This window comes from Vibrio sp. YIC-376, assembly GCF_052353105.1.
Lineage (GTDB): Bacteria > Pseudomonadota > Gammaproteobacteria > Enterobacterales > Vibrionaceae > Vibrio.
The window spans coordinates 1-21,021 of the sequence record NZ_JBBWFK010000006.1 but is presented as its reverse complement, the minus strand read 5'-3'; the positions used below and the strand labels follow the sequence as shown (position 1 = coordinate 21,021).

16 protein-coding genes, 1 rRNA gene and 1 other annotated feature are annotated in these 21,021 nt (G+C 43.9%); of the genes, 7 read left to right on the top strand and 10 right to left on the bottom strand.

Features of this window, described 5'->3' with window-relative positions; all coding sequences use genetic code 11:
- Positions 1-327 precede the first annotated feature (327 nt).
- Positions 328-1,995 carry an energy-dependent translational throttle protein EttA gene (gene ettA / locus WJM94_RS12500; protein ID WP_444494545.1) on the bottom strand — a complete coding sequence of 556 codons (1,668 nt, stop codon included), beginning with the start codon at positions 1,993-1,995 and terminating at the stop codon, positions 328-330.
- 410 nt (positions 1,996-2,405) lie between these two features.
- Between ettA and sltY the strand changes: the two genes are divergently transcribed.
- Together sltY and trpR are read left to right on the top strand one after the other, a co-directional pair.
- Positions 2,406-4,343 (top strand): murein transglycosylase, encoded by a 1,938-nt coding sequence (gene sltY / locus WJM94_RS12495; RefSeq protein WP_444494544.1) that lies wholly within the window; start codon positions 2,406-2,408, stop codon positions 4,341-4,343.
- Positions 4,344-4,356: 13 nt separating this feature from the next.
- Positions 4,357-4,659 (top strand): trp operon repressor, encoded by a 303-nt coding sequence (gene trpR / locus WJM94_RS12490; protein ID WP_444494543.1) that lies wholly within the window; start codon positions 4,357-4,359, stop codon positions 4,657-4,659.
- A gap of 60 nt (positions 4,660-4,719) precedes the next feature.
- Here the strand turns inward: trpR and yjjX are convergent, their stop codons facing one another.
- The 5 genes from yjjX to WJM94_RS12465 form a co-directional block, all read right to left on the bottom strand.
- Positions 4,720-5,253, bottom strand: a complete 534-nt coding sequence (gene yjjX / locus WJM94_RS12485) for an inosine/xanthosine triphosphatase (protein ID WP_444494542.1) — start codon at positions 5,251-5,253, stop codon at positions 4,720-4,722.
- A 24-nt stretch (positions 5,254-5,277) separates the two neighbouring features.
- On the bottom strand, positions 5,278-6,456 hold the full coding sequence (gene pheA / locus WJM94_RS12480) for a prephenate dehydratase (protein ID WP_444494541.1): 1,179 nt from the start codon (positions 6,454-6,456) through the stop codon (positions 5,278-5,280).
- Positions 6,457-6,468: 12 nt separating this feature from the next.
- Positions 6,469-6,590, bottom strand: a sequence feature (Phe leader region).
- A gap of 108 nt (positions 6,591-6,698) precedes the next feature.
- Positions 6,699-7,025 (bottom strand): ribosome hibernation-promoting factor, HPF/YfiA family, encoded by a 327-nt coding sequence (hpf, locus tag WJM94_RS12475; protein ID WP_444494540.1) that lies wholly within the window; start codon positions 7,023-7,025, stop codon positions 6,699-6,701.
- Positions 7,026-7,352: 327 nt separating this feature from the next.
- A complete protein-coding gene (locus WJM94_RS12470; RefSeq protein WP_444494539.1) occupies positions 7,353-8,834 on the bottom strand; it encodes a transglycosylase SLT domain-containing protein in 1,482 nt (493 codons plus the stop codon).
- Between the two features lie 149 nt (positions 8,835-8,983).
- On the bottom strand, positions 8,984-9,712 hold the full coding sequence (locus WJM94_RS12465; RefSeq protein WP_444494538.1) for an outer membrane protein assembly factor BamD: 729 nt from the start codon (positions 9,710-9,712) through the stop codon (positions 8,984-8,986).
- 136 nt (positions 9,713-9,848) lie between these two features.
- On the opposite strand from WJM94_RS12465, the gene rluD reads away from it, so the two are divergent.
- The 3 genes from rluD to clpB all read left to right on the top strand — a co-directional run bounded on the left by rluD (position 9,849) and on the right by clpB (position 14,280).
- Complete coding sequence (rluD, locus tag WJM94_RS12460; RefSeq protein ID WP_444494537.1) at positions 9,849-10,826, top strand: 23S rRNA pseudouridine(1911/1915/1917) synthase RluD; 978 nt, start codon at positions 9,849-9,851, stop codon at positions 10,824-10,826.
- A 1-nt stretch (position 10,827) separates the two neighbouring features.
- The gene (pgeF, locus tag WJM94_RS12455) at positions 10,828-11,556 is read left to right on the top strand and encodes a peptidoglycan editing factor PgeF (RefSeq protein WP_444494536.1); all 729 of its coding nucleotides are present in this window, start codon (positions 10,828-10,830) and stop codon (positions 11,554-11,556) included.
- A gap of 150 nt (positions 11,557-11,706) precedes the next feature.
- Positions 11,707-14,280 (top strand): ATP-dependent chaperone ClpB, encoded by a 2,574-nt coding sequence (gene clpB / locus WJM94_RS12450; protein WP_444494535.1) that lies wholly within the window; start codon positions 11,707-11,709, stop codon positions 14,278-14,280.
- A 98-nt stretch (positions 14,281-14,378) separates the two neighbouring features.
- On the opposite strand, the gene WJM94_RS12445 is transcribed toward clpB, so the two are convergent.
- The 4 genes from WJM94_RS12445 to WJM94_RS12430 all read right to left on the bottom strand — a co-directional run bounded on the left by WJM94_RS12445 (position 14,379) and on the right by WJM94_RS12430 (position 18,188).
- Positions 14,379-15,362 (bottom strand): isopenicillin N synthase family dioxygenase, encoded by a 984-nt coding sequence (locus WJM94_RS12445; protein WP_444494534.1) that lies wholly within the window; start codon positions 15,360-15,362, stop codon positions 14,379-14,381.
- Positions 15,363-15,552: 190 nt separating this feature from the next.
- Positions 15,553-16,335: an ABC transporter permease gene (locus tag WJM94_RS12440; protein WP_444494533.1), complete on the bottom strand. Its 783-nt coding sequence runs from the start codon at positions 16,333-16,335 to the stop codon at positions 15,553-15,555.
- A gap of 24 nt (positions 16,336-16,359) precedes the next feature.
- Entirely contained in the window at positions 16,360-17,187 is an 828-nt protein-coding gene (locus tag WJM94_RS12435; RefSeq protein WP_444494532.1) for an ABC transporter ATP-binding protein, read from the bottom strand.
- Positions 17,187-18,188, bottom strand: a complete 1,002-nt coding sequence (locus WJM94_RS12430; protein WP_444494531.1) for an ABC transporter substrate-binding protein — start codon at positions 18,186-18,188, stop codon at positions 17,187-17,189. Before WJM94_RS12430 ends, WJM94_RS12435 begins: the two co-directional genes overlap by 1 nt.
- A gap of 565 nt (positions 18,189-18,753) precedes the next feature.
- Here WJM94_RS12430 and WJM94_RS12425 point away from each other — a divergent pair.
- Positions 18,754-20,115 (top strand): amidohydrolase family protein, encoded by a 1,362-nt coding sequence (locus WJM94_RS12425; protein WP_444494530.1) that lies wholly within the window; start codon positions 18,754-18,756, stop codon positions 20,113-20,115.
- A gap of 781 nt (positions 20,116-20,896) precedes the next feature.
- Positions 20,897-21,021: ribosomal RNA gene (locus WJM94_RS12420) — 16S ribosomal RNA — on the top strand; the annotation flags it as partial.

Genomic DNA, 21,021 nt, shown 5'->3' with positions numbered 1-21,021 from the left:
TCGATTCAGGAGTTCGTTACTGCTCATATTCAATTCTGAAAATTGTTTTAATTTGCTTATGGCTTTCTATGAGCGTTAGCCTAATTACGTCGTTCTACTTGCATTGGAGTGAGCTGACAGCTCGTGAATAACGTCATCTCTCCGTTATATTATTTTTCATGCCAAGTATTAGAACAAGTTGAATAATATATCAAAAAGAATAAAAAGTGTTCGATTTTTGTCTGGAATTGTCGAATTCGCTGCAGAGTAGTGTCAGAACAAGTCATATTCTTCTATAAAAAAGAAAGGCCGCTATCATAGCGGCCTTTGTGCAGATTACAATCAGACTTACTTAGCAATACGCTTGTATTTGATACGGTGAGGCTCTGCGGCGTCAGGGCCAAGAGTCTTCTTCAACCACTCCATGTATTCGGTGTAGTTACCTTCGTAGAAGTTAACCTGACCTTCATCACGGTAGTCGATGATGTGCGTTGCAATACGGTCCAGGAACCAACGGTCGTGCGAGATCACCATTGCACAGCCCGGGAATTCCAGAAGCGCTTCTTCTAATGCACGCAGTGTTTCAACATCAAGGTCGTTGGTTGGTTCGTCGAGTAGCAGTACGTTGCCGCCCGCTTTAAGCAGTTTTGCAAGATGTACACGGTTACGCTCACCACCAGACAGCTCACCAATCACTTTCTGTTGATCAGAACCTTTGAAGTTGAAACGTGAACAGTATGCACGTGCCGGGAGTTCGAAGTTGTTGATCTTAATGATATCAGCACCTTCAGAGATCTCTTTGAACACCGTGTTCTTATCGTTCATTGAATCACGGAACTGCTCAACAGACGCCAGTTTCACTGTCTCACCAAGTTCGATTGTGCCCGAATCTGGTTGTTCTGTGCCGCTTAGCATCTTAAATAGCGTTGATTTACCTGCACCGTTCGCACCGATGATACCAACGATAGCACCTTTAGGGATGCTGAATGACAGGTTGTCGATCAGTACGCGGCCGTCGAATGATTTAGTCAGGTTATTCACTTCAATAACCTTATCGCCCAGGCGTTCACCTGGCGGAATAAATAGTTCGTTAGTCTCGTTACGTTTCTGGTGGTCTGTGTTTTGTAGTTCTTCAAAACGAGCCATACGCGCTTTAGACTTCGCCTGACGACCTTTAGGATTCTGACGAACCCATTCCAGTTCTTTCTCGATAGTTTTCTGGCGAGCTTTCTCTTGAGACGCTTCTTGTTGTAGACGCGCATCTTTCTGCTCTAACCAAGAGGTGTAGTTACCTTCCCATGGGATACCTTCACCACGGTCAAGCTCAAGAATCCAACCCGCAGCGTTATCCAGGAAGTAGCGGTCGTGGGTAATCGCAACAACGGTACCTGAGTAATCAACCAGGAAGCGTTCCAGCCATGCAACAGACTCAGCATCCAAGTGGTTAGTTGGTTCGTCCAGCAGAAGCATGTCTGGCTTCTCTAGTAGAAGGCGACAGATAGCAACACGGCGGCGCTCACCACCTGATAGGTGTGCAATCTTTTGGTCCCATTCTGGAAGACGTAGTGCATCCGCAGCGCGCTCTAGCGCATTATCCAGATTGTGGCCATCTTTAGCTTGAATCAGCGCTTCAAGCTCGCCTTGCTCTTTTGCCAGAGCATCAAAATCTGCATCTGGTTCTGCGTAAGCTGCATATACCTCATCTAGACGCTTCAGTGCACCTGCTACGTCTGATACGGCTTCTTCTACGATCTCACGAACGGTTTTTGATTCATCAAGTACAGGTTCTTGAGGAAGGTAGCCAACATTGAGTCCTGGTTGTGGACGCGCTTCGCCATCGATATCCGTGTCGATACCGGCCATGATACGTAGCAGAGTAGATTTACCCGCACCGTTCAGACCTAAAACACCGATTTTCGCACCAGGGAAGAAGCTTAGAGAGATGTCTTTAAGAATTTGACGCTTAGGTGGCACAATCTTGCTCACCCGCGACATGGTATATACGTATTCAGCCATTGCCGATCGTTCCTAAATTAACTGTCATTTAAACCCGGTATTTTATACCAACTGCCTGATATACCCAAATGACTTCAAGATGCAGGATTCATTTGTGGATATTTGTTACCGCAATGCAAGAATTTCCCTCGCAATGAGATTTCTTATTTTTAGCTGACCGGAAACTTACACGGTTACGGTATACACTTTTGTTATTCGCTATTAGTAAAGAAAGGTTTTCTTTACCAGTTTTGAACATCTTGTCCTCATTGCTGTAAAGGTTCACGAGTATAAATTTTAATACATCATTTTACTTTACATAGGCATCAGTGTTTTGTGTAAATATATGCATATGTTCAAAGTGCCTTTGATACATAAACTCTAAGATAACTAGGTTTTGAGGCGGTATATGTCCGGGGAAATTAATACAAATGAAATTCAACGTTACGGAATTGGCTAAAAGCGTTTGCTGTGCTGCCGCTTTGTGTGCGGTCAGTCTGACAGTAAACGCTGCGCTCAGCTTAGAAAAGCAGCGCGAAGTTTATGAGCAGGCTCAAAATTTATTGGATAAGAACGATATCAACGGATACTTAGCGATTCGCCCAAAAATCTCAGATTATCCACTCACACCTTATGTAGACTACCGTACTTTTTTACGGCAGTTACCCAGCAAGTCACTCACACAAGTGAACGACTTTATTTCTGAGTACGAGTCGTATCCTTTCTCTCGTCGAGTCAGGGCACCATACCTTGATCACCTATACAGGCAGAAAGACTGGAAGGCTATTACTGAATTTCAAAAAGTGATTCCGAGTGGTGAGCGTTATCAGTGTATTTTTTACTACGCTCAACTCAAGCAGGGTAAGCAAGTCGCTGCGTTTAAAGGTGCGGAAGATATGTGGTTAAGTGGAGCCAGCATTGCGGGCGAGTGTGACCCATTATTTGCCGCTTGGGATAACGCAGGTGAACGAACCGACGATTTGATCTTGCAGCGGATGTTGCTGGCGTTTGATGCCCGCAACGACGGCCTGATGAGTTATCTACAAAAGCTACCTAAATCAGCAAAGGCTAAGCAACAAGCCAAAGATATGAAGGCACTTTTTGATAAGCCAGCAACAGTGGCTGATTTTGCACAGAAAAAGCCAGCTAATGATTTTAATCGCACCCAAAGTAAGTATGCATTAGAGAAGTTGGCACGCATGGATATCAACCAGGCGCAAAAAGCGTATGCTCCGGTAGTTAAAGGGCAGAAATTCTCTGCGGAAAAAGCACAATCACTTGCAGATTATATTGCATTTCGCTTGACCCGCACTGAGTCCGCTAGTCTGGCTAAATGGCGAGATGACATCACTAAAACCAGTCAAGATATCCCATTGATAGAAACACGTGTTCGTCTTGCTATACAAAATGCAGACTGGAAAGGTGTGCAAGAGTGGATTGCCGTTCTTAATAAAGAGGAGCAAGCCACACTGCGTTGGCAATATTGGCTTGGACGTAGCGAAATCGCATTAGGTAATGAGGTCGCGGGCAAGAAGCGTTTGGCTACTTTGGTTGGTCAACGCGACTTCTATAGTGTTGCAGCAGCAAATGCGATTGGTCAGTCGATAAATTATCCAACTCATAGAATAAAACTGGATAATAAAGTGATTCAGCCATATCACGAACCTTTGGCGCGTATCGAGGAGCTCATCGCTACCGATAAGATTGCTGCTGCTAAAAGCGAGTGGGCATATCTGCTGGGGCGTACAAATAAAGATGAAAAGGCCATGCTTGCGGCATATGCGTCTTCCAAAAATTGGCACAACTTGACGGTCACCGCGAGTATTCAAGCACAGATGTGGGACAATATTGAACTAAGGTTCCCCGTCGCACATCACTGGTGGTTTAACTTCTATGCGAAAAAGCATGATATTGATCCAGTGACAATGATGTCATTGGCAAGACAGGAGAGTGCGCTGGATGTGCAAGCTCGTTCGCCAGTGGGTGCAAGAGGTATTATGCAGATCATGCCAGAGACTGCCAAATATACTGCACGCAAATATAAGCTCAGTTACCAAGGTACTGAAGATTTATATAACGTCGGCAAAAACATCGAAATTGGTAGCCATTACCTGCAAGGTTTACTAGAGGATTACGATAATAATCGTATTTTTGCTCTAGCTGCTTATAATGCTGGCCCTAACAGAGTGAAAACGTGGCGAGAGCGCACCCAGGGAAAAGTGGATGCTTATGCCTTTATTGAGGCCATTCCATTTAAAGAGACTCGTGGTTATGTGCAGAACATTTTGATGTTTGAAACCTACTATCGCGATCTTTTGGGTATCGATGGCGCGTTCTTGAATCAACATGAGATCAAAACCAAGTATTGAGTGAGGTAAATTGATGTCACATGAACCCGAGTACAAAGACTGGCAGCAGATTGTAGAGCTGATCCGGGCAAGTGCAGATAACCAACAGCACGAAATGTTGTTGACTATGCTGATGACGCCAGATGAAAGAGATGCATTAATTGCCCGAGTTAATATTCTTAATGAACTTCTAAAAGGCGAGCTGTCTCAACGTCAGATCAGCCAGATGTTGGGAGTGGGCATTGCTACTATCACTCGTGGTTCAAATGAGTTGAAGTCTAAAACGGATGCAGAAAAAGATCAGCTCAAGGCATTGTTAGAGCCAGTTGCTCAGTAAGATAAAGAAGAAAAACAAAAGGGCGGAGATTCCGCCCTTTTTAATGTCATCAATTTAGCGCTAGAGATTCGCCGGGAAATGTTCTGAGTTAGTGAAAGGAATCAAAGCCAGAATCAGTGCTTGATGGTAAACCGAGCTGCGTGTCAGTTGGTTTTGGGTTAACAAACTAATTGCGCCGCCTTTCTGTTTAATATTTTCAGTGCCGAATACTTGATCCATGACATCACCCAGTTCATTGGCATGTTCCAGCTGAGCCAATACCTCTGGTGGTAGCATCAAACTTGCCGAGCGAGATTCCCCTCGATGGGTATCAGATTCGATCACCATCCAGGCAAAGGTCACATTGCCTTCTATCCCTGCCTCTAAACCAACGTAAAAGTCGCCGTCTAGTATTTCTACCTTAGCGTTACTCACCCGATTCAACGCACCTAAGCGTGTTTCTTCATTGCTCATTGGTTGATCCGCAACTCCACTCGGTACACTAACGCCAGCAAAATTAAACTTTTGGCTAGGGAATGCACTTTGAAATGCACTCTCAACCGCCTTGATTTTTGCCGGGTTTAAAGAAGCTATTACGACTTTTTGGGTTGCCATGATCTTTTCGCTCACCGATGTCTATTAACTCAATTTTACTTGGGTTGGTTTTATGTTTTCGCTAGGGTAGCAACCTAGAACTTTCAAATGCTTAGTGATCTTTGTCAGCTCTTGTAAAGCCTGTTGCATCTCTTCTGAATCCAGGTGAGATTCTAAGTCTACATAGAACATTTCTTCCCACGGATTGCCCATGATTGGACGAGATTCTAGCTTGGTCATATTGATGCCGTAGCGTTGCAAAACCAGAAGTGTTTCAACCAGAGAACCAGCTTCCTGAGAGGTCGACATGATCAGCGTGGTTTTAGCTGGAATTTGCGTGGAGACTTCAACTGGCTTACGAGCCACAACGATAAAGCGAGTGTGGTTTTCTGTTTGGTTCGCAATGTTGCCCTGGATCGCCTGCAGGCCATACAGCTTACCACTCGATGCGTTACCAATAGCAGCAACGTCATCGCGATTGAGCTCTTGTACTTTTTGCATTGCATCTGCCGTGCTTGCACAAGATTCCAGTTTTACGCCCTTCATGCGGCTCAGGAATTCACTGCATTGTTGATGTGGCTGAGGATGCGAGTAAAGCGTTTTGATGTCTTCAAGACGAATGTCTTTCGTCGCTACCAAGCAATGTTCAATTGGCTGTGTTAGCTCACCAACGATGTAAAGCGTGGTGCGCTGTAGTAAGTCATAAACTTCGTTGATTGAGCCTGAACTTGTATTTTCAATCGGTAGTACACCGTAATCTGCATGACCTGATTCGACGGTCTGAGTGACTTCTCTAAAGTGCTCGCAGTTTAGTTCAATCAACTCGGTATTCTTACGGCTGAAATATTCACGGCTTGCCAGATGTGAGTAAGAGCCTTTTGCCCCAAGGAAAGCAACACGGGCCAGTGGTTTGCGACTTTGCTGTGGATTAACCAAATTCTGCAGATAACTTTGTTGCAGCAAGACAGAGTCTTCAATAATGGTATGGAAAAGTTTGGTGATGTACTGAGCGTCTAGATCATATTTATCGCGACCATTAGAAATCAGCTTCACCAATAACTGTTGTTCACGAGCTGCATCTCGAACAGGCTTTGAGGTTTGTACTTTGCTTTTGGCTACTTCAATGCTGAGTTTACGGCGTTCAGACAACAGGCTAAGTAACTCATCATCAAGCTCATTTAAGCGCAAACGAATCTCTTCCAGAGAAATGGGTTGGTCAGTCATCAATTCTTTCCTTATAAAAAAGCCTCCCTTTTTGGGAGGCTTTCTGTTTGTTTTTGACTTTTCTTTCACAAACGATCGAGCCCCTCCAACTATGGAAGGAAAAAGAAGTCAAAAATAAACAGAGGGGTTAAATGCATGGATATTACTCAATTTATGGATGCTCAAACACAATAAGCAAGCCAGCGGGGAGCGTCAAGCAAAAAAATAGCGCCTTTCGGCGCTACTTCCTCAATCTGGTCGATTTACTCTTCTTCAGCTATAAGCTCTGGCTTGTTAGCACGGCGAGCATCAGGTTTGTGGGTCAGCTTATTAAGTTGTCGTTCTAGTTTTTGCTCCACTTCATTGATCGCGATGTATAGATCGTCGTGAGTTGCTGACGCGATGAGTTGGCCTTTTGGAACCGTGATAATCGCTTCAAATTTTTTCTGTTTATTTGGTTCCTCACTGAACGTTGCTTGGCATCCAATTAGGTCGACTTGCCATTTCTCCAGTTTTTTAAATTTGCTCTCAATATGAGCACGGATTGCAGAGGTGATTTCGATGTTTTTGCCAGTGATATTCATTGTCATAAGTGCTTTTCCTCTGTTGCATCCCTCATGGGTTAAGTTCAGATTACTGCTTTAGGGATAAAAAAATGTGATATACATCACCATTCTAGTCGAGGTTTTTACAATGGAAAATGAATGTGATCTTACTCAAGAACTGCTGAGATTTATTGTTAAATTGCTTGTTATCGGTTAGCAAATCATTAGATTGGGTAGAGTACTCAGCTGAAAACATCCCCGTTTTTAGGGACGTTGTACAGCCTGGAATTTAGAGTGATCAAAATTTAACTGACTAAAAGGTGTGATGTTTGTCACGCTAGATTTCGGTCAGAGAGAATTCAGACTAGCCGCTTAGTTGATAAGCGGCTTTGTTGTTTCTGGTTCGTGAGTCATTTTATTTAAGGGGATCATAAAAACAGGATCGTCCGGGATCAGTGAAACATTCTCGACCGTTTTGGCTCGGTCGAGATGTTCTAGTTGTTTGTATATGATGTAGTAACGATTGATAGTGGTTACGTACCCGGCAGTCGAGTTTAAGTTCTTTTTCATCACCACTTCGACATTGTTGAACCAAACATTTGGGTTATAACCTTGTCTGGCAGCAAGCTTACGAATTCTTTCTACATTCCCTGGCCCCGCATTATAGGCAGCTAAGGTAAAATAAAGTTTGTTTTCAGCGGTAATGGCTTTATCACTAAAGTACTGACGGCGTAAAAACGCCAAATACTTCACACCCGCATGAACGTTGTTTTCTAATTGCCGAACATTTTGGATGTTGATATTAGGGTCACGTGCGGTACTGGGTAGGATTTGCATAATGCCGACAGCACCGCTCCTGCCAACTAAATTGTTATTAAATCCTGATTCTTTGTAAGCGATTGCCGCTATCAGTAGGTAGTCGATGTCGTATTTCTCCCCATAGCGTGAAAATAACGCCGACAGTTTTTCTAATTGGGCCATCTTTTTTGGATTGAGTGCTTTATCGAGCCACCTGGTATTGTCAATGTACTTGCCGTAAATGACGTTACCGAGCAAAGTTCCTGAGCGTGATTTCTTGATGAACTTGTTGACTACGGCTTTGAGTTGCGGACTGTCTTTACGCATCGCCCAACCAATTTTACCGCTTTTGCGTAGTGGGACTTTTTTATGTACTCGAATATCATCCATCACGTTTAGCCACAGCGTCGCTTTATGGCTATCCAGCACAGTGGCTTTGACATAGCCGCTATTTAGCATGCCGACCAGTTCGTAATCTTGCAGGTTTTCTTCCACGAAGTGGACAATAACGGGTGGCAGTCCTTTCTTAGTCAGGTTTTTATTAAGAGTCTGGATGCTCTCAAAATAACTGGAGCTTGCTCTGACCCATATTTCTTTTCCACTCAGTTGCTCTATCTTCGTAATAGCTGGTGTATTTTTGTTTGTAACGATCCACTCCTCGATCCCAGAGATTATTGGTGAACTAAAATCGACTTTCGCTTTACGGCTATCGGTAATGGTGAGATTCGCGACCACTAAATCACCGAGCCCTTTATTTAAGGAAGGAATCAATTGGTCTCGCGATACAGGAATAATCTGAATGTTAAGTTTAGGTGTCACTTTGCGTAAATCTTTCTCGAAGTGAGCCAACAGTTCAGCGCCGATCCCTTTGGGGGTACCACCTTCAATGTAGTAAAACCCTAAGTCAGCAGAAACAAGTACACGCAGTAAGTTTTTTTCTTTAATAACGTCCAGGTCACCAGTATATGGCGGTTGTTTTAACGGTGAAATTTGCAATGCGTAAACGGATGCTGACAACAGAATCAGTAATATTGCCAATAGCTTAGAAATTGCCACGTTCACGTCCAGGTTAATGTTGGGAGAGCTTTAAGCATATATTGTGCTCAAAAAAGCATCAAGTTAGTGTGTGGAGAGCGGTTTTGACAGGGAAAACAAAACGCCACAGCATGAGGCTGTGGCGGTTAATCGTTCGAGTTGTCTTAGGCTTAGTTGGTTGGATTAAGTCTAATTAGCTCTTCTGTTCTTGCAATTGAATCTTCTAGACCAAGCTGTTTGTATGCTTCTAACTGTATTTCAAGTGATTTACGTGCAGCGTCTGTGTCAGGGAAAGTCTTTTGCAATTCTTGACTACGGTTAATTGCCGCAATCCATGCTTCACGGCGTAAGTAGAAGTCTGCGGTCGCTAAATCATAATTAGCCAGACGGTTTTTCAAAGCAATCATGCGTTTTTGAGCGTCTTCAGCATAGTGGCTGTTTGGGTAGCGCTGCAGTAGCTTTTTGAAGTCATCAAAGGCTTGTTTAACTGGCTCAGGATCTCGGTCACTACGGTCGATGTTAAACAGGTCGTGCATAAAGTTACGGTCTTGCGCCATATGGGTCAGGCCGCGCATGTACAGTACCCAGTCCATTTTTTCATGTGTTGGGTTTAAGCGCATAAAACGAGAGATAGTTGCGAGACCAAGGGCTAAGTCGTCGTTTTTGTAGTACGCATAAATTAGGTCAAGTTGTACCTGTTCTGAGTAGGCGCCAAATGGGTAACGTGAATCTAATGCTTCTAGTTTTTCAATGGCGGTTAGCCAGTTACCAGTTTGAAGCGAAGTTTGCGCGTCTGCATACAGTTCCGAAGGTGGCACATCAGGAACGATTTCTTCTTTGCTTGCACATCCAAACAGAAGGGATACCGCTAAAAGGCCTGTTAAAGTCTGACGTTTCATATCAGGAGTCTGTTCCTTGAATCTAAATATTTCTTAAGCTGCCGTTACTTTCTTTCCAGTAACAGATACAATGACGTAATAGTCTATTTTTCCACAGTCGTGAGCATTAGTCTCACAGTTTTTAAAAAAGTTCGATATGGCTCAGCAGATAGTATTAACAAATACCGTAAAAGATAGCCAGTTAGGTCAACGTTTAGACCAAGCTATCGCAGAATTATTCGCTGACTTCTCTCGCTCTCGCCTGAAAGATTGGCTTCTTGAGGGGAAAGTTCAAGTGAATGGTGAAGTTGTCACCAAACCTCGCACCAAAGTAATGGGTGGTGAGGAAATTACATTGCAAGCCGAGCTGGAAGATGAAGAACGCTGGGAAGCGCAGGATATCCCGTTAGATATCGTCTACGAAGATGATGACATCATCGTAATCAATAAGCCTCGTGATTTTGTCGTACACCCAGGTGCAGGTACCCCGGATGGCACTGTGCTTAACGCACTGCTATTCCATTTCCCGGATATTGCGGAAGTGCCTCGTGCCGGTATTGTTCACCGTCTGGATAAAGACACTACTGGTCTGATGGTGGTAGCGAAAACGGTACCAGCGCAAACTCGTTTAGTTCGTGCTCTGCAAAAACGTAATATCACTCGTGAGTACGAGGCGATTGCGATCGGTCGTATGACAGCTGGTGGCAAAGTGGATAAACCAATCGCTCGCCACTCAACAAAACGTACCCTGATGGCAGTAAGCCCAATGGGTAAGCCAGCCGTGACACACTACCGTGTGGCGGAGCATTTCCGTGAGCATACTCGTATCCGTCTGCGTCTGGAAACTGGCCGTACTCACCAGATTCGTGTGCATATGTCTTACTTGCAGCACCCACTGCTGGGTGATACTGCGTACGGCGGTCGTGCTCGTATCCCATCTGGTGCTTCGCAAGAACTAACCGATATGATCCGTGGCTTTGATCGTCAGGCTCTACACGCTGTTATGTTGCGTTTTGAACACCCAATCACTGGTGAAGAACTGGAGTTCCATGCTCCAGTGCCAGATGATATGGTGGCAATTACTGAAGCATTACGTAAAGATACCGAAGAACACGGTTTACCTGACGAGTTCTAAGATGAAGATCATTGTCCCTAACTGGCCAGCGCCTAAAAATGTCAAAGCGTTTGCTTCCACACGAGTGGGAGGCTTTTCGACGGGTTTATATCACGGACTGAATGTCGGAGCTCATGTTGGGGACGATTTGTCTTTGGTAGAAAAGAACCGAGATTGGTTGGTGCAGCAAGCTGAAATGCCAAGTGTGCCAATTTGGCTTAATCAGACTCATTCGACGATTGTCACACAAGTCTCGGAGCCTACGTCTCATGTGCTTGATGCCGATGGTGTGTTTACCCGTTCTCGAAATATCGTGTGTTCTGCGATGACTGCCGATTGCTTGCCGGTGATATTTACCAATACGCAAGGTACACAGGTAGCGGCGGTCCATGCTGGTTGGCGCGGTTTGTCAAATGGCATCGTTGAAAACGCATTGGCGATGTTTTCTGGCGACGTCATGGCGTGGCTAGGGCCGGCTATCGGTCCTCAGGCATTTGAAGTTGGCGAGGATGTTCTGCAAGCCTTTGTTGACTTCGATTCCCAGGCTGAACAAGCATTTACCCCGCGAGATATTAAAGGCAAATGGTTTGCTGATATGTCAAAACTTGCGACGCAGCGTCTTAATAAAGCTGGAGTTACTCAAGTTTTTGATTCGGGTCTATGTACCTACCAAAACCAGCAGGATTTTTACTCTTATCGCCGTGATGGGGTGACCGGGCGTCAAGCGACCTTCATCTGGCTAGAAGATTAGATTTTAACCAGTCATTAAAAGTAGTGATGCATAGCCATGAGTTTGCATCACTGTTTATATTTATTTACATCCTCCCTTGAAATTCCCCTACTGAGTATCCATCTTTCTACTGTAATTAGTATTCTCTTATATAAGGTTAGGAAGGTAGATATGCGTCTTGATAGATTCACAAGTAAGTTTCAAATCGCTATCTCTGATGCTCAATCACTGGCGTTAGGGCGCGATCATCAATATATCGAGCCAGTTCACCTGATGGTGGCTTTGCTGGATCAAAATGGCAGTCCAATTCGTCCATTGCTGACTATGCTGGACGTAGACGTAACTCATCTACGATCTAAGCTGGGCGAAATGCTTGATCGATTACCAAAAGTGAGCGGCATTGGTGGTGATGTGCAGCTTTCTGGTTCTATGGGTACTTTGTTCAATCTGTGTGACAAAGTTGCTCAAAAGCGCCAAGACTCTTACATCTCGTCAGAAGTATTCCTCCTAGCCGCACTTGAAGATCGAGGCCCTCTTGGTCAGTTGCTGAAAGATGTGGGGTTAACTGAGAAAAAAGTTAGCCAGGCGATCGAAAAGATCAGAGGTGGTCAAAAGGTTGATGATCCGAATGCAGAAGAGCTTCGTCAGGCTCTGGAAAAGTTCACCATAGACCTTACCGAAAGAGCAGAGCAGGGTAAGTTGGATCCAGTGATCGGTCGCGATGATGAAATTCGTCGTACGATTCAAGTTTTGCAACGACGCACTAAAAATAACCCGGTTATCATTGGTGAGCCTGGTGTTGGTAAAACGGCGATCGTTGAAGGTCTGGCGCAACGTATTATCAATAATGAAGTGCCTGAAGGCTTGCGTGGGCGTCGAGTCCTCGCCTTAGATATGGGGGCGTTGGTTGCTGGTGCCAAATACCGTGGTGAATTCGAAGAGCGCTTGAAATCAGTATTGAATGAATTGGCCAAAGAAGAAGGCAATATCATTCTGTTTATTGATGAGCTGCATACCATGGTTGGTGCTGGTAAAGGTGAAGGTTCCATGGACGCAGGTAACATGCTGAAACCAGCGTTGGCTCGTGGTGAACTTCACTGTGTTGGTGCGACAACATTGGATGAATACCGTAAGTATATCGAAAAAGATGCGGCCTTAGAGCGTCGCTTCCAGAAAGTATTGGTAGACGAGCCAACGGTTGAAGATACTGTCGCGATTTTACGTGGTCTTAAAGAGCGTTACGAGCTACATCATCATGTTGAAATTACTGACCCAGCTATCGTTGCGGCAGCAAGTTTGTCACATCGATATATTTCCGACCGCCAGTTGCCGGATAAAGCTATCGACTTAGTTGACGAAGCAGCATCAAGTATTCGTCTGCAAATGGACTCTAAGCCGGAAGCTTTGGATAAGTTAGAGCGTAAAATCATTCAATTAAAGATTGAACAGCAGGCGTTAAGTAACGAGCATGATGAAGCCAGTGAAAAGCGTCTGATCACCTTAAATGAAGAGCTGAACGTAAAAGAGCGCGAATACGCTGAGCTAGAAGAAGTTTGGAATGCTGAAAAAGCGGCTCTATCAGGTACACAGCACATTAAATCAGAACTTGAGCAAGCGCGAATGGATATGGAATTCGCCCGACGTGCTGGTGATTTAAACCGGATGTCTGAGTTGCAATATGGCCGTATACCTGAGCTGGAAAAACAATTGGATCTGGCTGCTCAAGCTGAAATGCAAGAAATGACGCTGTTGCGTAACAAAGTTACCGACAATGAAATTGCAGAAGTACTGTCCAAACAAACTGGCATTCCGGTATCTAAGATGCTCGAAGCAGAGAAAGAGAAGCTGCTGCGCATGGAAGATGTTTTGCATCAACGTGTTATCGGGCAGGTAGAAGCGGTTGAAGTGGTTGCGAATGCGATTCGCCGTAGCCGAGCAGGCCTGTCGGATCCAAACCGACCAATTGGCTCGTTCTTGTTCTTAGGTCCAACCGGTGTGGGTAAAACCGAGCTGTGTAAGACACTGGCAAACTTCATGTTTGATAGTGAAGACGCGATGGTGCGTATTGATATGTCAGAGTTTATGGAGAAACACTCCGTAGCGAGACTGGTTGGTGCGCCTCCTGGTTATGTTGGTTACGAAGAGGGCGGCTATCTGACAGAAGCGGTTCGTCGTAAACCTTATTCTGTGATTCTATTGGATGAGGTTGAGAAAGCGCACCCGGATGTGTTTAACATACTGCTCCAAGTACTTGATGATGGACGTCTGACTGACGGTCAAGGTCGTACGGTTGATTTCCGTAACACGGTGGTGATCATGACTTCAAACTTAGGCTCGTCACGAATTCAGGAAAACTTCGCAAGGCTGGATTATCAAGGCATTAAGAATGAAGTCATGGACGTGGTCAGCAAACACTTCCGTCCTGAGTTCTTGAACCGAGTTGATGAAACAGTGGTATTCCACCCACTTGGTAAAGAGCATATTAAGTCGATTGCGTCAATTCAGTTGGAGCGTCTGCATAAACGTCTGTCTGAAAAAGACTACGACCTAGAAATCGATGAAGAGGCGTTAGAGTTGATTGCTCAGGTTGGCTTTGACCCTGTATATGGTGCACGTCCGTTGAAACGTGCTATTCAACATTATGTTGAAAACCCATTAGCGAAGTCGATTCTTTCCGGGCAGTTTTTACCAGGAAAGCCTATCAAACTGGGTGTTAAAGATAGTAACATCTTCGCCAGTCAATAAAGATAAAAAAGCCATGCATCAATCTGCATGGCTTTTTCTTTTCCTAAATTAAGGTCACGAGGGCTCGTCACGTAACCTCAGTTACCAGGAATCTACGATTAAGAGAAGTTCGCATTAATGCGCATCTTCAAATAGTCTTCAGCAGTGATTGGATCATAAACTTTTAGAGGCCCCTGAATGACCTGGTCTCGGTTCGCTTGGCAGAAAAACGCCATGCTATAACGAGAGTCTTGGTTCTCTTCCGGGGTTGGCATGCGCACGCGGTGCAGAGTAGATTTAAATATGTCATCACTCCAACGCATGAGCATGTCACCGATATTACAAGTGATCACACCAGCTTTGGGTTCCACTGTACTCCAAACTAAGTTTTCTTTTGCGTCTTTCCCTGCCGCAACTTGCAAACCACCTTGATTTTCCTGCTGGAATACCATCGTTAAGCAATCAAAATCGGTGTGCGCACCAGCACGCCAAAATGTGCCTGTTTCTGGCACTTCTTTCATTGGCAGGTAGTGCAACATACGCAAAGTGCTCAGGTAGTTTTCTGAATCTCTTTGGTGTGCTTTAGTGAAAAAGTCGCGTTCAAAGCCAAGCTTGTCGGCAAAGCAAGACAGAATCTTCATACCGAGTTGCCAAGCTTGATACTCGAAAGACAACAGGTGCGATTCAAAACTCTTGACCACATCATTACTCGGCCATAAATCATCCATGTGAGGCAGAGTAATTTGATAGGACTCTTTTTGGTCCGCTGTTCCTGTCGATGGACGAACTTGTTGTTTAAATTCCCAACCTGCGTTTAAGCCTTCTTTCAATGGGAACTTTTGCTTAGTTTCCATCGGTAGTGAAAAGAATCTCTCACTAAGCTCAAAGGATTTTTCAATGTCAGCTAAACTGATCCCGTGATCAACGAGCTGAAAAAAACCGACTTGGGTGGCGGCCTCCCAGAGTTGTTGTGTGATCTCGTCACGACGGTTATCAAAATCATGTAAGTTGATCAAAGGGATCGCCGTATCATTTGATACTAATCCGAGTCCACCAATCGTTGTTTCAAAGTTAAGTTCATCTAAAAGGTAGGATTGAGTCATTATTGCTTTCTCCAATTAACAATTAAGTAAGTGCTTGTTATTGGAGCAATGTCCAGCAATAGCTCAAGAACCAAAATATCTTGCTATTGCAGACCGCTTCTACTCCGAGTGGTTATTAAGAGAGGTGAATCACTCCCGTGCTAAACGGGAGAGCTATTCATCTCGAACAGTGTGTTTATTCAACGCCGGGCTACCTTTGTTTTTCTTCTTCGGTCAGGCTCCAGGAGAAGCAAGAACGTTGCACCCAACTTACCGCTTTAAAGAGCAACATGCTGACAAGAGACAAGAACACGAGTGCGGCAAACGCTTGTGGGATCTTGAAATACGAAGTTGAGAATTGAACCAAATAGCCTAAGCCTTTTTCCGCTGCGACGAACTCTGCAATTACGGAACCGATTACGGCTAAAGTGATCGCTACTTTTACACCACTGAAAATATGAGGTATGGCGTAAGGTAGACGAATTTGCCAAATCGTTTTGCTGTTTTTCACGCTTAAAGAACGGGACAGTTCAATCAGTTCTGGCGGGGTTGCCAGCATGCCTGTTGTCGCCGATACCACAAGAGGGAAGAATGTGATCAGGCAGGTAATCGTTAAACGAGGTGCATCATCCGTTCCCAAAATAACGATCAATAGTGGCGCGATTGCCACGACAGGTGTTGACTGGATGACGACTAATATTGGAAAAAGCGCTTTAGTAAGAAACTTCGAGTTCACCATCATGATGGCCAAAGGAATACTGATTAAAAAAGAAACTCCAAAGCCGAGTAGCGCAATACGTAAAGTCGCCCACAAGTTATCTAACCATCGTTCAAGAGGAACTTGGCTGAAAGCCAGTGCAATATCTGATGGTGCAGGCAAAATGAAAGAAGGTACAGAAAAGACTCGACAAGTCGCTTCCCAAATCGGAATCAACGTCAATATTGCGACAAGTGGAAGCCAGTTCTGCGACCATTGTGATAAATACCGTTTCATATCTATTCCTTTAGACAATTTCTATTAAGCGACCGTTTTACGTATTGGTTCAACGTTATTGTGCTCGCTGCTCTCGGTATAACTCTGTTTCTCGAAGCGATAAAAGTATTCGCGTATTTTATTGGTATACGAACCAAATGTCGGATCCTGAAGTGTGTGAATGTTTCTAGGGCGAGGCAAATCGATATTGATTTCCTCTAATACCGTACTCGGACGAGGTCCCATTACTAACACTTTATCAGCGAGCAGTACCGCTTCAGAGATGGAATGAGTAATGAACAAAACAGTTTTTGGTTTTTCCATCCAGATCTTCTGTAACTCGAACCCCATCTCTTCACGTGTCAAAGCGTCAAGTGCAGAAAAAGGTTCATCCATGATCAAAATATCTGGATTGAGTAGTAAGGCTCTTGCTATACCAACACGTTGCTGCATACCGCCGGACAACTGATGGGGCATACTTGATTCATAACCTGATAGTCCGACCATATCTAACAGCTCTTGTGCATGCTGTTGTTCTTTCTTAGCGACGTAGTTGAACTTGTGTTTCAATGGAAACAGAACATTGTCGAGAATGTTTTTCCAAGGCAATAAGGTCGGTTTTTGAAACACAATACCGATATCTTCTCTTGGCTTAGTTACTGGCTGACCAAAAACTGAAATCTCACCTTGGGTTGGCAATATAAGACCTGACAGTAGGCGCAGCAAGGTAGACTTGCCGCAACCTGAAGGTCCAACGATGGCAACAAATTCATGCTTATTTACATTGAAGTTGACATCGTTGAGAACCGTAACCGAATGTTTGTCAGAGTCATAGGTGTGCCATATATTCTTAAACGAAACAAATGGTTGCATCAGTTCACCTCTTGGTAAAATTGACGAGAAATCGCGGTTTCCGGATCGAACTTGCCAAGATCAAGACCTTGCGCTTCCGCTGTCCATTTCCATGTTTCATTTAATCGAGCAGGAGTAAATACGCCTACGCCGTCTCTTTCCGATACTTCATTCATCACCAGACTACGAATGGATTTGATGGTATCGCTTGCTTGATTTGCATCGACATCTGGCACCATTTTGTGAATGGCTGTACCGCTTTCTTCAGGATGTGCCCAAGTGTATTCAACCGCCTTTACGTAAGCTTTAACGAACCTTTTAACCACATCTGGGTTTTCTGACATGAATTTGTCGCTGGCGATGACAGATGCTGAATAGAACTCAAGACCAGCGTCATACCATGGCAATACATTCAGCTTTTTACCTGCTTGTTCGGCTTGCTCCGTATTTTTAACACGATCTGTCATCCAGGAAATCATCACATCTGATTGTCCAGTGATCAGCATTGGATTGAGTGCGCCTGGATCCGCTTTAAGGACTTTTACACTGTTTTCATCGATGCCATTTTTCTTTAGCATAATTGGCAGAAAAACGTTTGCAGAAGTGAATGGAGAAGTGACGATGGTTTTTCCTGAGACATCTTTAACTGACTTGACTCCGGAATCATCTAGTACAAAAAAAGCATAAGGTGCTTTATTAAAGAGGGAGTAAATCGCTTTTACTGGCACATTATCATTCGCTTTCGCGACCATTAGAGCAACAATGTCAGCATAACCAATATCTGCTGTGCCTGTCGCTACTTTGGTAATCGCATCCGTTGAGCCTTTGCCGCCAAGTATAGTTACATCCAGATCCTCTTCGGCAAAGAATCCTTGTTGAACCCCAACAAATACGGGGGCTTCATCTCCTCCAGGTAACCAATCAAGCTGGAAAGTCACTTTATCTGCTGCAAGGCTACTTCCTGAAGCGCATAGCAAAGATAACGAAAGGGCAAGTTTGTTCAATTTAGAAATATTTTTCATAGTTACTCCGTGTCTTCCTTTTCACTGTCTCTATAGGCGTGACCTTATTGTTGGTCACGGATCTATAGAGGTTAACTATGAGCAATGTCCCGATACCTTTAATTGCTTGTATCTAACCGCTTCTACCCACGCTTTTAGTTAACATTTGGCAAACAATGTGCCATACAACGACAAAGAGTTAACTGATTGTATGTAACTTGCGGTTAACTTATGATTAACCTTGCATCTGAGGGATTAGTACCAGAGTCTGTTTTGTATACAATTAGTATTTAAGTTGCAGTAGTGTGTGAGTTTTTTGCACCATGTTTGTGCGTATTGGTTGTGAAAGTTACATTTTAGTGCATCTTGTAGATGTCAAACGTAGATAGATAAATACTATTAATATGGTGTAGTTATTGCGTTGTATACAAAATGAGGCGGGGGAGTGCTTATTCCACATCCTCTATATGTTAATTGAGTAGAAGCGGTTAAGAGTTGAATCTCTGGGACATTGCTCAAAGGTCCATCGACCTTAGTTATCTCAACAAAGACGAGATAACGATTGTTCATTAAAAAGGAAATTTACATGAACTACTTAATTAAAAATGCCGATAGTGTGTTTACTTCTAAATTGGATGTACAAGATATTCGAATTCAAAACGGCGTTATCACTGAACTGGGGCATAACTTACTTCCGAATGAAATGGAAAAGCTGGTAGATGCTACAAATTGTGTCATCTACCCAGGATTTGTTAATACTCACCACCATATTGCTCAATCTATATTAAAGGGGATACCTGCCGGCATAAATCATGGCTTGGGTGACTGGCTGGCAAGTGTTCCTTATCGTTATTGGCCTCAAATTACACCAGAGATTATGTATTCTGCTGCAAAGCTAGGCTTCTATGAGTTGCTTCGTTCTGGAGCAACAACATGTGCTGACCATCATTACCTTTATCATGCGAACTCAAGCCAAGAGTTAGAAGATGTACTTTGGCAAGCGGCCGATGAAATGGGAATCCGTTTAGTGCTGTGTCGAGGAGGCGCGACCATTAAGGGGACACACAAAGGCTTAGCGAAGGCAGGAGTCATACCTGAATCCGCAGAGCAGATGATTTCACGTCTGGAACATACTCGTAGTCGTTATCATCAGGAAGGTGGGAATGCGATGCGCAAGCTGGTGGTCGCACCAACCACCATTGCTCATTCAGCAGCACCTAGCGACCTTAAGTTGACGGCTGAATATGCAAGAAGTCAAAAGTTAAAAATGCACTCTCACCTTTTAGAGGTGGATTTTGATAATGAACAAACATTAGCGAAGTACGGTATGAGTGCGGTTGAGTTTGCTCAAAGCTGTGATTGGCTAGGTGAGGATGTGTGGTTTGCGCATCTGGTTCAGGCGAGTGAAAAAGATATACAGTTATTGGCAGAATCAAAAACGGGCATCGCACATTGTCCAACATCTAACTGTCGTTTGGGGAGTGGTATTGCTCCTGTCATTGATATGGCAAAAGCGGGCATGCCAATTTCTATAGGCGTTGATGGGTCAGCATCTGCTGAGTCCGGTTCGATGTTGCAAGAGTTGAATCTGACTTGGCTAATACATAGAGCGCAAAATGGACCTGACGCAACATCACTGGAAGAAGTCCTCAAATGGGGCAGTAAAGGTGGGGCTGATCTGTTAGGTCTAAATAAAGTCGGGGAAATTAAAGAAGGTTTCGCTGCGGATCTCGTTCTCTATGATTTAAATCAGCCTCGCTTGTCGGGTTGCCACTCTTCACTTATGGCTCCACTTATGTGTGGTGAACCTGCATCTGTTAAATTAAGTTTTGTAAATGGTCGTATTGCTTATCAGCAACAACATGACGATCAGTACAGCTATTTAGTAGAGGAAGTGAGAAAATCCATCGCTGAACTCAAGCGGCGTGTTGCTATTTTAGAGTCATAATCTTGTCATTTCGTCTATAGAACCTCCAGATTGATGGTTATTTAAACGTTCAGTCTAAAAATGCCTTTTTTAGACTGATTTCCCCTTGCCAAGTCGATTTTTCTCCCTATAATTCGTCTCCGTTGTCTCGCAAAGTGATGCCAGATAACAAGACGGTTGAGTTAAAACATAACTCACAGAGAAATAACTGAAAAAAGTGTTTGACACCAGAAGTTATCTCGCTAAAATGGCCGTCCGATTTGAGTGGGCAAGTGGCTCAAGTCTGAATCGAAAGCTCTTTAACAATATAAACCTATCAATCTGTGTGGGCACTCGTTGATGATAATCCAATTAGAAACTTCGGTTTCAAATTAGGTTTCAATGATACGAAGTGACCATTCCAAATTGGAAAGCAGCCTTGAGCTGTTTTGTTTTACTTTTTCAAAAGTAAAAACCAATAAGGAGCACAGTCAATTCAAACATTACTTATGTAATGTTCAGTATTCATTGAGCCGACAAAATCTTAGGCCGTCCGATTTGAGTGGGCAAGTGGCTCAAGTCTGAATCGAAAGCTCTTTAACAATATAAACCTATCAATCTGTGTGGGCACTCGTTGATGATAATCCAATTAGAAACTTCGGTTTCAAATTAGGTTTCAATGATACGAAGTGACCATTCCAAATTGGAAAGCAGCCTTGAGCTGTTTTGTTTTACTTTTTCAAAAGTAAAAACCAATAAGGAGCACAGTCAATTCAAACATTACTTATGTAATGTTCAGTATTCATTGAGCCGACAAAATCTTAAATTGAAGAGTTTGATCATGGCTCAGATTGAACGCTGGCGGCAGGCCTAACACATGCAAGTCGAGCGGCAGCGACAACATTGAACCTTCGGGGGATTTGTTGGGCGGCGAGCGGCGGACGGGTG

Excerpts from the sequence above, each read along its gene's own strand:
- WJM94_RS12445 (WP_444494534.1), bottom strand. The coding sequence starts at position 15,362 with ATGACTCAATCCTACCTTTTAGATGAACTTAACTTTGAAACAACGATT.
- clpB (WP_444494535.1), top strand. The coding sequence starts at position 11,707 with ATGCGTCTTGATAGATTCACAAGTAAGTTTCAAATCGCTATCTCTGAT.
- WJM94_RS12465 (WP_444494538.1), bottom strand. The coding sequence starts at position 9,712 with ATGAAACGTCAGACTTTAACAGGCCTTTTAGCGGTATCCCTTCTGTTT.
- pheA (WP_444494541.1), bottom strand. The coding sequence starts at position 6,456 with ATGACTGACCAACCCATTTCTCTGGAAGAGATTCGTTTGCGCTTAAAT.
- pgeF (WP_444494536.1), top strand. The coding sequence starts at position 10,828 with ATGAAGATCATTGTCCCTAACTGGCCAGCGCCTAAAAATGTCAAAGCG.
- sltY (WP_444494544.1), top strand. The coding sequence starts at position 2,406 with ATGAAATTCAACGTTACGGAATTGGCTAAAAGCGTTTGCTGTGCTGCC.
- hpf (WP_444494540.1), bottom strand. The coding sequence starts at position 7,025 with ATGACAATGAATATCACTGGCAAAAACATCGAAATCACCTCTGCAATC.
- trpR (WP_444494543.1), top strand. The coding sequence starts at position 4,357 with ATGTCACATGAACCCGAGTACAAAGACTGGCAGCAGATTGTAGAGCTG.
- rluD (WP_444494537.1), top strand. The coding sequence starts at position 9,849 with ATGGCTCAGCAGATAGTATTAACAAATACCGTAAAAGATAGCCAGTTA.
- WJM94_RS12440 (WP_444494533.1), bottom strand. The coding sequence starts at position 16,335 with ATGAAACGGTATTTATCACAATGGTCGCAGAACTGGCTTCCACTTGTC.
- WJM94_RS12425 (WP_444494530.1), top strand. The coding sequence starts at position 18,754 with ATGAACTACTTAATTAAAAATGCCGATAGTGTGTTTACTTCTAAATTG.
- yjjX (WP_444494542.1), bottom strand. The coding sequence starts at position 5,253 with ATGGCAACCCAAAAAGTCGTAATAGCTTCTTTAAACCCGGCAAAAATC.
- ettA (WP_444494545.1), bottom strand. The coding sequence starts at position 1,995 with ATGGCTGAATACGTATATACCATGTCGCGGGTGAGCAAGATTGTGCCA.
- WJM94_RS12430 (WP_444494531.1), bottom strand. The coding sequence starts at position 18,188 with ATGAAAAATATTTCTAAATTGAACAAACTTGCCCTTTCGTTATCTTTG.
- WJM94_RS12435 (WP_444494532.1), bottom strand. The coding sequence starts at position 17,187 with ATGCAACCATTTGTTTCGTTTAAGAATATATGGCACACCTATGACTCT.